Origin of the sequence: Rhizobium sp. C104, from assembly GCF_022354505.1 — a bacterium.
Classification (GTDB): Bacteria; Pseudomonadota; Alphaproteobacteria; order Rhizobiales; family Rhizobiaceae; genus Rhizobium; species Rhizobium redzepovicii.
Window position 1 is genome coordinate 509673 of sequence record NZ_CP092352.1, and the last position, 13416, is coordinate 523088.

A 13416-nucleotide genomic window follows, 5' to 3' on the forward strand; every position below is an offset into this window, starting at 1 on the left:
CGGGTCACCAACTAATTCCGTCGCTTCAGGGGATTGGGTCGGTGACGGGCGGCGGTGTCTAGGGCGCGCTGCCGGGCGACATGCATTAGGCAGGCCTGCTCATTGTGTGTTGACAGTCACACTGACTGCAGCCAGTGGAAGCTACCTCAAAATTTCCGACCGGTGTCCCATGCTGCCTTTGCACGCCCTTGGCGAACGCATCGTCGTCCTTGGCCCTTCTAATACGGGCAAGTCAACCTTGGCGGTCGCCCTTTCGAACAAGCTCGGTTTCCAAAGCGTGCATCTCGACCAACTGCATCATTTGCCCAATACCGATTGGCAGACTCGCCCGGAAGCAGAATTTGCCAAACTTCACGACGCGGCAATTCTTGAAGAGCGGTGGATTATGGAAGGTAATTACTCGCGGCTGATGCCGCAGCGTTTGAAACGTGCGACAGGCGCTATTCTGATCACCTCAAATCATTGGCTGCGGTTTGCCCGTTATCTCAAGCGCACGCTGATCAACCGTTCCGATCGTGCCGGACATCTCGAAGGCACAAGAGACAGCATCAAATGGGAGATGGTTCGCTGGATTCTGCTGAAGACGCGACATAGCGACGTCAAATATGCGAAAGCGCTTCTGGATTCCGGCTTGCCAACCATAGAATGCCGCACGGGGGATGCGCTCAACGAACTCTACCGCGTTTGGGATTTGCCTATCCGCCGCTAGGCAACTTCAACCCGGAAGCACGACAATGTGCCAAGGCGATTCCAAGCGGAAGAGCATTGGCCCTCGAGCCGTCGTTGAACCTAATAGCTGCAAGGGCGATCGTTGCCGAAGCCGTCGCGGCAGGCGGGTCTCAGTCCGTAGTCGACGCTACTATATCCAACCGAGCCGGTTTGCACCGAGTCGGTCGAACTCGTCGTGCAGGACGACGACACGGCAACCGCGGCGACGGCTGCCATTGCAGCCAGCAATTTGCGAATTTGGAGCATCCCCCAACCTCCCATCGCTGGCCTGTGGAGCCAGCATTTTTGATGTGATTGGCAGTCAGATAGGTCGATACCGTGTTCGGTAAACTGCTGCCGCCGATCAAGATTGCGTTATTCCTTGGACGTCTTGCGGCCGGTCGGATGCTGAAATAGCGGGTTCTGTCGATGCCCCTAACATTCTTCCATCGACCCGCCGGAATCCCCTGTGCTGTAGGGGGCTCACTAAGCAATGACCAAAACCACTTTCCATTTGTTCCCTTAAGAGCGTTCCATTGTTAACCCGTCTGTAATCCAAGCATAAAAAAAAGCCCGACATAGTCGGGCCTATTTTTTAGAATGATCGCTAGTTTCAGATCAACGCATGCTTCACCAAGTCCTCCCGGCGATAGATTTTCGCCACATGCTTGACGCCGCGAAGGACCGGGTCGATACCCAACCGATCAAGCTTCTTGACCAGCTTAGTAGTCACCGTGCCAAGGCTTGGTGCCACTTCCTCTGCTGAGATATAGGTATTATTGAATGCTTCGATCTCAGTCTTCGAAGCTCGACGCGCGTGGTTCTTTGCCTTCTCGCGGCGTGGCATGCCCACCAACAAGCCTACTCGGAAGAGTTCCTCAACCGTGGAGCCGGTCACGTCCAACTGAACGCGGATTTCGCCGACGGAAAGGGTATCCTCGTATTTCGCGCGTCTCGCGGGTTTCTTCGGTTCCGCCCGTTTCTCCCTGATCATATCCTCGATACTCAGCTGAATTGTATCAAGCCTGACCGGATGTCCGCACAAAACAGCAGCTTTAATCGTCCGCCCGAGAACGTGAGGGACAGCTTTGGTGATCTTGTAATTTGAGGCCGCGATCGGTCGCATCTGGGTGCTGTCGATCTCGTCGACCTCTTCAACGCTCTCCGTGAGGTTTTGCAGGAATTCTTCGATCTCGGTCTTGGCGACAAACCGAAAGATCCGATCTCCGAGCCCATCATTTGGCGAATAGCCGAGCAAGCCTGCCTTCAGTAGATCGTCGATACCGATGGCGGTGCACCCAAGCATCTTGGCCGCTTCCGAGGTCGTCACCATTTCCTGCTCACGGACGATGCAGTCGTGCATTGCGGCGCGATTGAAGTTCTTTGCGCCACGAATGTACCCGTTATTTTCGCGAACGACCCGTTCGATGCGAGCCTCGGAAATATCGTATTCAGCGGCCGCGCTTTTGATCGAATGAACGATGCGCTCGTTGACGACCCGAATGAACCGTTCGCCCGGCGCCATTGGGAGGTTTTGCTCGCCGAAGTTCTGAAAGAAGTCGATGACTGCACCGTAGTTGGGATGGTTGATATTCCAGTCGAGCCAACGAATGATCGGCGTATACAGCGCCTTTTGAACGCTGATACGGCGGTCGGTAGCTGCGGGAAGATCCTGAAGGAGATCGAGCACGGCCTGCTGCCCGAGTTTGGCGATCTCGAAGCCTTTCCGGCGGCAGGTAGCGTTTTCGAAGCCGTCGGGGATCCGCTCCAACATCCGCTGCGCGTTCGCGGTGTTGGCGAGGTGACCAAGGATCGAGCAAAGCTCCGTCGCGACGTCGGCATCGACTGCATCGAGAAATGGAATATTGGCGCCACCTAGTACACGCTGGTGAAAGTAGCTGTCGGACGGATCCGGCAATGATTCCACGGGCACCGATGCCGCCCATTGCGACAAATCTCCAAGTTCTTCGATGCGCGGCCCTTCGATAAAAGGAACACCATGAACGGGGCAGGCGAAGATCTGCCGCCAGGACCAAGAACCCCGCACATAGGCATCATGAGGTTTTGCGGAAGGTTGGGCCAGATCGTCCGCCAAGCAATGGGCGCACAAGCGAGTGGTCTTGGATTGTGTATAGGAACGCGTCACCATCGCCTCGCCCAGCTGCACGCGCTTCGATCCCGTTGGAACGATATAGCGTAAGAGAGGCGTCAAATCCTTTCCGCACCAGTTGGCGAGCAACTCGATCTCCTCGCGGTCACCGGCGAGAAGCAAGGTTGGCCGAATGCCCGTGATCCGAGCAAAGTGGGTGATATCGCGAAACCCGTTAGCGATCGCGAGCTGCTGCGTGAACCCCAAGGGGTTCACGTCGCGCTGCGGGGTCACAGGTACGGGAAGGCAAATCGGAAAAGTCATTCGCTTTCCTCCACGGTTTTCATGAACTCCTGGAGAGCATTTTCGGGTTTGATCTTCTCCCAGGCGACGACGCTAAATAGGTTGTCTTGCTTGTTGCACCCGGTGTTCGCCTCGTACACCTTGGCGAAGTGCTTGATTTTGACCACTGTCTTGCCTTCATCCATTGCGCGGAAACACGCTTCCTGGATGTACTGGATAGCGGTTCCGGTGCAGCTGAAAGAGGCGCGGATGAGGCGCTGGGGGAGTTCCTCGCTTTCTTTCCAGCCCATGTTGAGCCCACCAACATCCACGACGATCTCTTTAAGGGTACGTTCCAGGAAGTCGCTGTCCTTTGCCGGGTCGAGCTGAGGAAGCATAAGTACACGGCAGCGGTTCGCGAGCTGCTTGTCGCCTTGAAGGAATTTTGCGAGGGCGGGGGTGCCAATGAAAATCATGTGGAGCGGCCATCCTTCGATCTGCATGAGATTTTTCAGAACATCCTGAACTTTCTCCACGGTCTTGATCTGCGCGGCGCGAACCAGGTGTTGAGACTCGTCTGCAAGCACGAAGAGCTTGCCTTGCTCCTTAAGTTGATGTTTCAGGACGGCGTACAGTTCGAATTCGGACGCACGCTGGCTAGCGGGGATGCCAATCCCTGCAAGCATCGCAATAGCGAAGGACTTGGTTGTGTTGGTACCAGGCGTGTCCATGCGCAGCACCGGATCGATCAAGCGGCCCTCCTCATTGACATAGGGCTGCATCTCCGGAATCTGGGCGATATGGTGATTGACCGAAGTGGTCTTACCCGAGCCCGATTCACCGATGATAACGAGGGCACGCTGTTTCATGCCGCCGCCATTCAAGCAGGCACGAGCGTTGCGCACCAGCTGGTTCAAGCGATCGCGAAGGACCGGATTGACTTTCGTTTTGACATAGTGCTGACGCATGCGGATCTGTTCCGCAAGGACGCGGTCGAAGGCAGTCTGGGAATCGAGTTCAGCAAGTACGTTAGCCATGGGAATCTCCTTGTAGCTGGCAAAACAACGCCGGTTGGCTCACTGTGCAGGGAATGGGCGCCGCCCCGCTGAAGCGGGGCAGTTAATCGCGGTCACCAGTTGCCTGTGTCCTCCTCCTCTTCGTCTTCATCGTCTTCGAGGTACGCAACGCCCGTCGGCGGCGTGCTGATGGCTTCGTCTGCAACCGTTTCGGTGGCGGTTTGCGACGGCGACGACGGGGCTTCGGTGCCGTTTCCAGTTTCGGCGGGGGCCGCGTCGGTCGCTGACGGGTCGGCGGTCTCATCGACGACACCGGACGTCGAACCTGGGACGAAATCCTCGAACTCGCGGAGTTCGTCTTTCGTCAGGCCGTACTTCAGGGCCTGCTCGATGAGTTCAGCTTCATAGCGAGACCCTTCGCTCAGCTGTTTGACGAGCTTGTAGAGTGTCTTCGGGCGCTCGGCGTCGGGAGAGAACTTGCTGCGGGCCGCCGCGCTGTCAGCGGCCTCGCGAATTTCACGACGGGCACGCGCGATGATCTCCCAGTTTTCGCTAGCCTTCGCGCGTTTGCGTTCGCGAAACAGACGGCGGAACTCGGCCCATTCACGCATGCTCGTACGTTCGCGAACGGCACTCTTGTTTCGGACTGGGACCCACTGATTGTTGAACCAGATGGAGATGTACTCGATGTTGTCCGGGTGGGCGCGGTACCGAATTTTCTTGTTGCCCAGGACCTGACGTGCGCGGTTGAGTTCGAGCGAATTATAGCGGATGCCGTCGTGAAACAGGCCTTCCCCATGGATGACGGCGCTGAAGTCGATACCGAAGTAGTGACGCTTCTCGTGTTCGGTGGGAGCGAATTTTACGCGGTTTTCCTGGATGTACTTGGCCCAGGCGTTGTGGGGTGTCTCACCTGTCTCGGCTACAGGTTCGTGGTGGTAGACATCGACGAGCCAGCGGATGATGAGCGCCATCAGCTCTTCGACAACAAGGTTTGCCTTGCCCTCAGCGTCGTATTCACCCTTATCCACGCTATTGACGAAAGTCTGGCCGTCGAAATAGGTCAAGATGTCGGCGCCGAACTTCATCAGCATGCTTTCTACGAAAGCGCGGTGCCAAGGTTGGCCCTTCGGCGGGTGGAAATACGGAATGCCGCTATTATGGAAAGCATCTTCCGTCTTATTAGCGATGTAGGGTTTACCGTTGTCTGCGATCGCAGATTCCGGGCGAACGCCACCCAGCCACTTCGACCGCGCACCGGCTTTTTTCGCGATAAACGTTTTGTCAGAGAGGGACAGATCCAATGCGCTGACAACAGCGTCTGAGTTCGGCTCCATGCTGGGGACCGCCGCGACGACATACCTCGTGCACGCGTCGATACCCAGCGTCAGCCAGATGCGCTTCGTTGACATTGCGTCCTGGACGCGCTTGGAAAACTTGTCCCAGACCTGGAGATCTGTGAGGATCGCCTGTAGATGGAACATGTAGTCGTCGTATTCGAAGCGCTGGCCAGGACGCCAAATTTCGAAGCCGGTTTGCTGGGCGCGGAATGCTTTAACGGCGGCCTTGATGCCGCGACGACGGGCGAAAACCCACCATGCGTCCATTGACTTGATGAGACGGTGGAATGCTTTGCGCCCCGGCTTGTCAAGCCGCATTGGGTTGCCAGTATTCTTTCGTTCAAGATTCTGAAGAGCGACTTCCCCCTGCAGGTCGCGCAGCAGGTGCGATTCCTTCGGGCGCCGGGGTGAAGCGTAGTTAAAGGCGAACTTCTTCCACAGGGCCAGGCTTTCGGCGGACACGACCTTCCTGCGTCGAGTGTAAATCGGCGGCTTGCGGACGAGCGCGAGGATGTTTTTTCGCACTCCATGTAGAGTGCGAATTTATCCTTTACCGTGCGGAGGCACGGCGGCTTTTCATACTGGAGGATTGTCTTCTTGTGATTGTGACGGTGGTTATGACTCTCACCGGTTTCCACGTACACGCCATTCGTGGCCAAGAACGAATTGTAATCGTCATGCCAGCCACTGATAGCTTCGATCAGATCCACCGCCGGTGGCATTTCGCCATGGTTTGCTCTGATCGCGTTCTCAAGCTGATCCATGAAATACTTCATGCGGCGGGCGTCTTGTTGCTGCGCCGGTTTGAAGCCTTCCAACTGCTTGCCTTCCCCGAAGGTCGCGCGGATCTTCGTTGCGGCTCCGCTGTGGTAGCCGTAGTTGACCTTCGCCGCGCCTGACAGCAGGTCTTCGTAGAAGTCGCGATAGGTGATGAAGTCCGAAACGCGATGATCATCTTCCGGCGAGAAATAGAAGCCGTCATTTGTCCATTCGGTCGCCCGGGAATACCGGTCTCGGACGAAGACGCTATCCTCGGGTCCCACTTGGATGCGCGTGTATTCGTGCTTGAAGGCGAGTGCCAACATAACGAGATCCCTTTCTATGCTAGCGTTTAATGAGGGGCGTTAGGTGCGAGCCGCGCGTGCCGACGACGAGTGTTCAATCGTCGCAGTCCCATCGATCAGCGCCTTGACGAGGTCGCGGTGCGCAAGGAAGGTGCACACCTGATCGCCGCGAGAGAGGTAGACGCCGGTTTGATCGACCTCGCAGACGTGCAGGGTCTGATCGCGATAATTGAGGATGTCCGTCGGGCTGACGCTTGGGTTTGCGGAATTGAAATTAAGCATTCAAATTGCCTTTCGTTGGGACGAGTTTCCCCGTGCCGAGACTGCATCTCGGACGGCATGCGCAGAATTTGGTGGGGGGCGTTTAGTGGGCGCTAGCAGCGCATGTTCACCAAGAGCGTAGAAACTTTTGTGATCCGGTCGTCGGCGAACTCGGGAACGAGTTCGCCTTGCTCGATCAGATAGAAGATTGCGGCTTCGCGGCCCCAGTGATGGACACCGCGATCGAACAGCTGCCAGAACTCTACCGAGTGGCCAAGGCGAAGGGCGCGGCGCCGGACGATATCCAGATCAGTCTCATGCATATTTGCGCGAGCCCAAAGGAAATCCATAGCGTTGTGCAACTTCCACGCCGGAGCATCCTTGTCGGTCTTGACCTCGATCCAGTCGATCTCCGGATGCCCTGTTGCATTCAGGTGATCGACGATCTTCTGGAGATAGGGCCGGTTAGCTTCGGTTTTGACCGCATGTCCGACGACCTTCTCGTCTGTGCGGATCTGCAACAGATCCAGCACGTGAGAGTGAACCTCGTCATCGTCATCCTTGTAGACGAGGCGGTGCGTCTGGGACCGGAGTTCCTTGGTCAGCGGATCAGCCATGAGAAGCTTGGCGATACGGATCTCGACGCCGCTTTCGATTTGAACTTGGCGGTTTTTGAAATATTCCGAGCCGGTATAGTTCGCTTCGCTCGACCGCGACGTCTTGCGGACCCCGCCATGGCGAAGAGGTGACGGACCAAGTGATTCATATCGCGAGATCGACTGGGACTCGGAGGTGAGCAGAGGCTCCTCTTCGGTCCACGGTGATGCAAGAAGCGGTGGGAGATGCATGTTCCGACGAAGAGCGGCACGCTCATGCTCGACGCGCCTCTTCAAGTTTCCGGTAGGACGTTCATCACGCATAGGCGGGTTCCTTGTGTGAATTACACCAGGTGAAATGATCCTGACGGCGTACATGTTGGCGGCGTCAGGATCCGATTGGCTGCAGAGTTGCGTTAGGCTTTCGGCCCGATGCCGGTGACCATGCCGTTCGTAAAGTTGGCGGTCACATCACTCCCAACGTCGGCCAGCACCTGAAGCGCCTTGAGCATTTGAGGAGGCTGATCGTGCAACGATGTAATGAAGCGTGCGTGGCTGGCCGCGAGTTTGATCCCATGGCGTGCCATCATGCAGTGCATGTCGTCCAATGCATGGATAAAGCGACGGAACCGGCCGTGCTTCGGGACCTCCAATGGAGAAAGGCCGCTAGCCGCACGTTCTTCATTCTTTTCGGCGAACGCCTGAACGCACTCAGCGTGAAGCGAATTCGGAGATGGCCGCTTGGCGGACGCGTACTGCATCACAAAGGATGTCAGAATGCATTTCGCTTCCTGGTCATACTCGACCAGCTCCTTGGCCAGGTTAACCCGTGACTTTTCGATGAACGGCATGATCACGTCGCAGTACGCGGCATTCGCTAGTTCACGGTGCGGGGTATGGCTAGTGGCGCTAGCCGCCGCCTGGATCATTGAAGTATGCTTCGTCATGGTAGCCTCCTTTAGGCATGGCTTCGCTGGCCTCGAAATCGAGGTTGTCGAGCGTGCAATGTTTCGTTGATATTACAGGCGGATAGCAGGGATTGCCGCTATGCTGCTTTCGGTCATGAAGTGCGCATTCATGGCCGCCGCGCAGTTGCTTGGCCGACGCCGCCGCTGGCGGCTTTGGCGGGCACGGTAAGAAGCCGCTGCGCAATATTCGGTCACGATCATTGCGGTAAGCTCATCAACAGTCGGCCAGATCAGCGGGCGTACCGGCGGGGCAGACCGAGCCGGAAACGGCAGGGCGTAATCTTCAAGAATGTTCGCAATGGTGCTCTTCATCGGGCGGCCTCCGTTTCTCTTACGGTCACTTGCTGACTGTTTTTGCCGGGAGCTGACACGGGATGCCCGCGTCAGCGAAATACTGCTCAAGACCAGCCTTGATCTTCGCATGCTGGACATGGAAGACGCCGTGGACAGCCAGGAGCTGCTCGATGTCGGTCGTCCAAGCGTCGATTTCAGCCGGTCCCATCGGCTGGCCCATTCTTGGGTGCTTGCGGCGGATTTCGATCGTTGCCTTCAAGCGGCTGTGCTTCTCGGCAAGGGCGCAAGCTGTGTTGACCAGCATAGCCTGTGCAAAGGTTTTTGTAGTGGTCGTCGGGGGGCAGTGAAAGTGGTCGCCATGGCGACGGGAGTGGCAATAATCTTTGACATTGACGGTTTCCCCTAAAATGCGTTTCGATAATCGCTGCGGGCGTGCGCGACGAGTTCTGCCTCTGATCTTCGATTTCGCGCCAATTTTCGCGCGTGAACTAGAAAGACCTCGGGAAGACGTTCCTTCATTCCTTGTGACAGCGGGGCTCCATCGGACTTCATGTAGGGGCGAAGCCTCTTGCCGACGAAGGTGGACTTTGGCTTCTTCCTGTTAGTGCTCATCGGAAGGCTCCTCGTCATTGACGGGTTTGATGAAGGCGCTTTCGTCGGTCGTCCGCTCGTAATGCGGATCTTGGCGATCTTCGAACAACGACGAGCCGTCGGTAACGGAAAGCCATACGGCGTCTGGAAAAGCGAAATATGGCGGCCCGTTATCGCTGATGAAGTCTTCAGGGATAAGGCCGCACAGCCAACCGTCTCCCTGACGTTCGTGTGGCACTACGCGATACTGTGATACCCGTGCAAGACTCGGCCGTTTCCGGCGGCGGCGGGATGTAGAAGGAGACGCCGTTGCGATTGAAGCGGGAAAGGTTTTGGACATCGTGAGACCCTCTACAATTACTTCTGGAGGAGCGGATGTTCGCTAGGGTAGTCGGTCGTCTCGAGGCAACCGTCTTCGGCGCTGTCGAAGTCGAACGAAAGTTCTTCGATGGTCGCACCTCGTGCGAAGCAGCGTTCGACTTCAGCCGGGTTCAAATCTTGCGGGAACAAGCCTCGGTAAGTTGCCATGGTAGTCTTCTCCTTTGAGCAACGTGGTTACGCAGCCGTTCCGAAACAGGACGTGACGAGATCGCATGGATCGGTGTCACGGCTCTGCGCCGAAACTTGGAGTGCTATAGAGGGCACCAAAACACAGATGGCTTATTAAATCTGCAAACGTTTAGATCGATATATTTGCCAACACGGCTTGACGAAGGCGCTGACGTGGACGCAGCCGCCGACGAGCGTCGGAAGAATTGGATGTTCATGAGATTGGTTCCGGCCATTGACTCAGGGGCGCTAACAGTCGCGCGTCGCCGGTAAGATGTCGTCGAAGACCCTTAGGGTCTGAACGTTCTCATCAGCGGTTCGCGCTGATGTTTTCTATTCGAAACAACGACATAGGGCTTTGTCTCCAGACATTAGCTAAGCTCATAATGGCAGCTAGCCGGAGTAACTCCAAGGGCAAGATGATAAAATTTTAATAAATTCTTAATTATGGTTAACGTCGGACGGCGCTCGCATCCGGTTCACAGTCTTGTCCCTTGCAGTCGGGCGAAAAAAAATGACGCATACGAAAAAAGGTGCGCCCAAATGAAGAATGCCCTCACAGAGCTGCTGGATGAAATCAACGAGCGTCTTGGACCGCAGCTGCGCGAGCTGGGTGTTGAGGCAAAGGCCAAGCGATTGCAGGGTGGGCAAATCGTTGCTTTCGAGGCAAAGGACCGCTACGTCCCGCTTGATATCATGATCACAGGCTCAGTATTGCTACCGGGAACTCCCCTTAGGCTGAAGAGCTGCACTGCTTTTTTTGAAAGGTGGGCAGCAGTCGAGGTCGGTAGCGATGGGTGGACGTTCTACGAACATATGAACAACGCGTCGTACAGGTTCACGGGCGTTATTGAGAACGATTTTGCTCAGCTCTCCGGGATCATTGCAAAGATAGGGGTTGTTCGCTACCCGAGCATCGAGAATAAAGTCACGAAGAACCAGAACCTTGCAGTCGCGTTCGAGGCGATCGCGGATCGATTGTCGCTCTACGGGGAATTCAAGATTTACTGCTCGTCTGGCCGAAAGGGTGAGTCCCTGGAGTTTGATGATGCCTCGGATAGGAAGTGGCGTTTTGAGTTTGGAAAGAGCCGGGTCAAGGTTCTGATCGACGGGAAGACGGCCGGACTTTTTGATCCGGCCGATCGCCATGGCATGCTGGACCTGATCACTGCGCGAATTCAAGAAGACATAAAGTTTTCGAGCCGCTGGTGATAATCAAGCATCTCCTTCCTCCTCCTCCTCATCATCATCATTACAATAAAGGCTATCTTCAAACAGCATCTGCTCCCTCTCCCTCTCCCTCTGCTCCTCCGCATACTTCTGGGCTCGATCAGACAACGGGTCAGGGTGGTTAGTTCCCGCGCCAATTGCGAAGCCAGGGATGAACCGCTCTTTTCCGCTGGTAATCTTCCATGCGGCGGGATGATCAAGATCGACAGCCTGGCTCGTGATGGCTCGGTGGATTTCGCGAGCGATGGCGAGTGAAACCACGGGAGGACGGACACTGCACACCTGCTGCAACTTCGACTGTTCGTCCCCTTCGAATCGCCAATCGTCTGGCATCACTTGCAGACGCTGCAAGAGAGGAACAGACAACGGCAGCAATGGGAGACGCTTGCCGTAGTTCATTACTAATCTGTCACCAAGGCGCGGAAGATCTCGACGCTGTGGATCAAACCCGGCGTTACGCCATAGATGGGCCGACATGCCACGCGGCTGAACTCGATGCTTGTCCATGTCGGGGGCTAACTCGGCGCCGTACCGGCTGGCCCAAGCCTTGGCCCAGCCGTCGTAGGCGATCTGCTGCTCACTTTGTTGCTGAGGCTTTTCAACAGCGTCTGCCTTCCTGATCAAAAGTTTGAGTTCCTTCTTGACCTCATAGACACCGTGTGGGCTCAAATCTGGAAAGGCCGCTGTCCAAATTGCTGGCCCAACAGTTGCAACGGTCGATCGTGTTGGAGGAGGTAAGCTGCCGAGACCCCTTTTGATCCCAACAAAATACATGCGAGTTCGATCTTGTGGAACGCCGAACTCATTGGCAGACAGCGTCCACTTTTTGGTTTCATATCCAAGATTCCAAAAACTGGTGATCAGATCTTGGCGGAAAACATCGTTACGGTGCGCGTTGAATGCAAGATCGGTTTCGAAGAAGAACCCCTTAGGATTTAGCTTCTCGATGATCCTCAGAGCAGACGTGAACAGTTCGCCGTCTCTTTCCGCGTGATAGGCGAACGGTGAGATCGGGAAGGAGCCTGAGACAAGATCCAGGTTGGCTGCACGTTTGTTTGTCCCACGCCAAGCGTCGAGGTCTGCGGGAATGAGGGGAGCGGCAATGTCTGCCTTGACAGCATTCCACCTTCGACGGTTCGACTGGAGGGTTCGGATAGTGTCTTCGTCTCGATCCACCAACCCATGCATGTAGTATCCTGCGGCCTCGATGCCTAAGGCTTGCCCCCCTGCATTTGCGCAGAGATCGATGGCATTTAGTTTGCGCACGTCGCGTGGATCGATCTCTTCCTTCAAGCCGAATTCGTATTCCGGCGCCAGCTCCGCAAGAAATCTGATAGCGTCAAAGGATGACCATTCATAATGGATCGACCCATCACCGGGCATCCGCCCGTTGAAATCAGGGTTGGACATGACCTGAAGAGAGTGGTGTGCCTGTGCAAGGTAGGCTTTTATCGGCGAGTGATTGGCGAGCCCTGCCCATTCCCTGACTGGAGCAGGGCTGTCAGGGAACAGGGACCTAACCATGGTCAGAAGCTCGCCTGACGTTTTAATGATGTCAGCCAATAGAGCTGATTGGCTTTCGAAGAAGAAAGAGTAGCGACGGGAACCGGTAAGTTTTTCAAAGCGCCTGGCCGTCCTTTTGACGTAAGACGAGCGGCGGGAATGCTTGCTCATCATCCCGAAAAGTTCTGTAGCGGTGCGCCTGAAGCTGGATTCGACGGCGCGATTTCCGACGGCAAACGCATCATTGAATGCTTCCCGGCTCTTTTTGAAGGCTCGCTCTCCCTGTGGCAGTCTACGGTGGGCCAGTTGGTCGGAGATGTGCATGATCTCGTCGTGCGTGACGGCCGGATCCTTCTTGATGATCTGAGCGGCGTGCCCGTGAGACTCTTCATCGATTGCAAGAAGCGCACGATAGTTGTCGAAGTGGAGATCTCCTTCATCGACCTCTTTTTCCAACTTTGCGAGGAGTGATGTGATGTTCGAGAACGTGTTGTATTCGGCGTCAGTGAAGCCAAAATCCTTCATGAGGACTTCGACGTTAGCGCGTCCTTCTCTCGTCAGAACATCGATTTCATCAACGATCGTAGAGATTTGTAATCTTATGGCGCTACGAATTCGCGCCATGTGCTCTTGCGCTCGGACGAGTCGCTCTTCTCTTCCGAGCGGTCTATTGAGCCTTGCGGCTTTCGATATCTTTTGCTTCGCTGCCTTCTTTGCCATGGGTCGCACCTTCATTCCAGACGAGGGCAAACTGCCAAAAGAAGATTTCCACTAGGCCAAAGAGTTCGGTAAACTTTTGGTTGCGGCAGGAAGATTTGTTAGGCCAGCTTGACCGACCGCAAGCTCTCAGCTGCCGGGAGAGCTAGATATTAAACTGCCAATAATCGGCAGCCTTTGAAACCGAATCTGGGCAAATCAAGCGCTA

General features: G+C 55.7%; 15 protein-coding genes. 5 read left to right on the forward strand and 10 right to left on the reverse strand.

What is annotated here, in order from left to right:
• Positions 1-169 precede the first annotated feature (169 nt).
• On the forward strand, positions 170-709 hold the full coding sequence (locus MF410_RS30495) for an AAA family ATPase (RefSeq protein WP_097624273.1): 540 nt from the start codon (positions 170-172) through the stop codon (positions 707-709).
• 80 nt (positions 710-789) lie between these two features.
• On the opposite strand, the gene MF410_RS30500 is transcribed toward MF410_RS30495, so the two are convergent.
• The 4 genes from MF410_RS30500 to MF410_RS30515 form a co-directional block, all read right to left on the reverse strand.
• A complete protein-coding gene (locus MF410_RS30500; protein WP_097624274.1) occupies positions 790-975 on the reverse strand; it encodes a hypothetical protein in 186 nt (61 codons plus the stop codon).
• A gap of 346 nt (positions 976-1321) precedes the next feature.
• Complete coding sequence (locus MF410_RS30505) at positions 1322-3121, reverse strand: TniQ family protein (protein WP_130696075.1); 1800 nt, start codon at positions 3119-3121, stop codon at positions 1322-1324.
• On the reverse strand, positions 3118-4116 hold the full coding sequence (locus MF410_RS30510) for an ATP-binding protein (protein ID WP_130696074.1): 999 nt from the start codon (positions 4114-4116) through the stop codon (positions 3118-3120). Before MF410_RS30510 ends, MF410_RS30505 begins: the two co-directional genes overlap by 4 nt.
• Before the next feature lie 92 nt (positions 4117-4208).
• On the reverse strand, positions 4209-5897 hold the full coding sequence (locus MF410_RS30515) for a hypothetical protein (protein WP_239620777.1): 1689 nt from the start codon (positions 5895-5897) through the stop codon (positions 4209-4211).
• A gap of 137 nt (positions 5898-6034) precedes the next feature.
• Between MF410_RS30515 and MF410_RS30520 the strand changes: the two genes are divergently transcribed.
• Positions 6035-6334: a hypothetical protein gene (locus tag MF410_RS30520; protein WP_239620778.1), complete on the forward strand. Its 300-nt coding sequence runs from the start codon at positions 6035-6037 to the stop codon at positions 6332-6334.
• A 225-nt stretch (positions 6335-6559) separates the two neighbouring features.
• On the opposite strand, the gene MF410_RS30525 is transcribed toward MF410_RS30520, so the two are convergent.
• The 4 genes from MF410_RS30525 to MF410_RS30540 all read right to left on the reverse strand — a co-directional run bounded on the left by MF410_RS30525 (position 6560) and on the right by MF410_RS30540 (position 8636).
• Positions 6560-6781: a hypothetical protein gene (locus tag MF410_RS30525; RefSeq protein ID WP_130696072.1), complete on the reverse strand. Its 222-nt coding sequence runs from the start codon at positions 6779-6781 to the stop codon at positions 6560-6562.
• A gap of 92 nt (positions 6782-6873) precedes the next feature.
• Positions 6874-7734 carry a hypothetical protein gene (locus MF410_RS30530; protein WP_130696071.1) on the reverse strand — a complete coding sequence of 287 codons (861 nt, stop codon included), beginning with the start codon at positions 7732-7734 and terminating at the stop codon, positions 6874-6876.
• 38 nt (positions 7735-7772) lie between these two features.
• Positions 7773-8303, reverse strand: coding sequence for a hypothetical protein (locus MF410_RS30535; protein ID WP_130696070.1), 531 nt, complete (start codon positions 8301-8303; stop codon positions 7773-7775).
• A gap of 72 nt (positions 8304-8375) precedes the next feature.
• The gene (locus MF410_RS30540; RefSeq protein WP_130696069.1) at positions 8376-8636 is read right to left on the reverse strand and encodes a hypothetical protein; all 261 of its coding nucleotides are present in this window, start codon (positions 8634-8636) and stop codon (positions 8376-8378) included.
• Between MF410_RS30540 and MF410_RS30545 the strand changes: the two genes are divergently transcribed.
• Positions 8623-9024: a hypothetical protein gene (locus MF410_RS30545; protein WP_239620779.1), complete on the forward strand. Its 402-nt coding sequence runs from the start codon at positions 8623-8625 to the stop codon at positions 9022-9024. The genes MF410_RS30540 and MF410_RS30545 overlap by 14 nt on opposite strands.
• A gap of 162 nt (positions 9025-9186) precedes the next feature.
• Positions 9187-9462, forward strand: a complete 276-nt coding sequence (locus tag MF410_RS30550) for a hypothetical protein (protein ID WP_130696067.1) — start codon at positions 9187-9189, stop codon at positions 9460-9462.
• A gap of 104 nt (positions 9463-9566) precedes the next feature.
• On the opposite strand, the gene MF410_RS30555 is transcribed toward MF410_RS30550, so the two are convergent.
• Entirely contained in the window at positions 9567-9737 is a 171-nt protein-coding gene (locus MF410_RS30555; RefSeq protein ID WP_165405090.1) for a hypothetical protein, read from the reverse strand.
• Between the two features lie 564 nt (positions 9738-10301).
• Between MF410_RS30555 and MF410_RS30560 the strand changes: the two genes are divergently transcribed.
• Positions 10302-10970 carry a hypothetical protein gene (locus MF410_RS30560; protein ID WP_130696066.1) on the forward strand — a complete coding sequence of 223 codons (669 nt, stop codon included), beginning with the start codon at positions 10302-10304 and terminating at the stop codon, positions 10968-10970.
• A 3-nt stretch (positions 10971-10973) separates the two neighbouring features.
• Here MF410_RS30560 and MF410_RS30565 read toward each other — a convergent pair whose 3' ends face one another.
• On the reverse strand, positions 10974-13211 hold the full coding sequence (locus MF410_RS30565) for a DNA cytosine methyltransferase (RefSeq protein WP_165405089.1): 2238 nt from the start codon (positions 13209-13211) through the stop codon (positions 10974-10976).
• Positions 13212-13416: the final 205 nt, after the last annotated feature.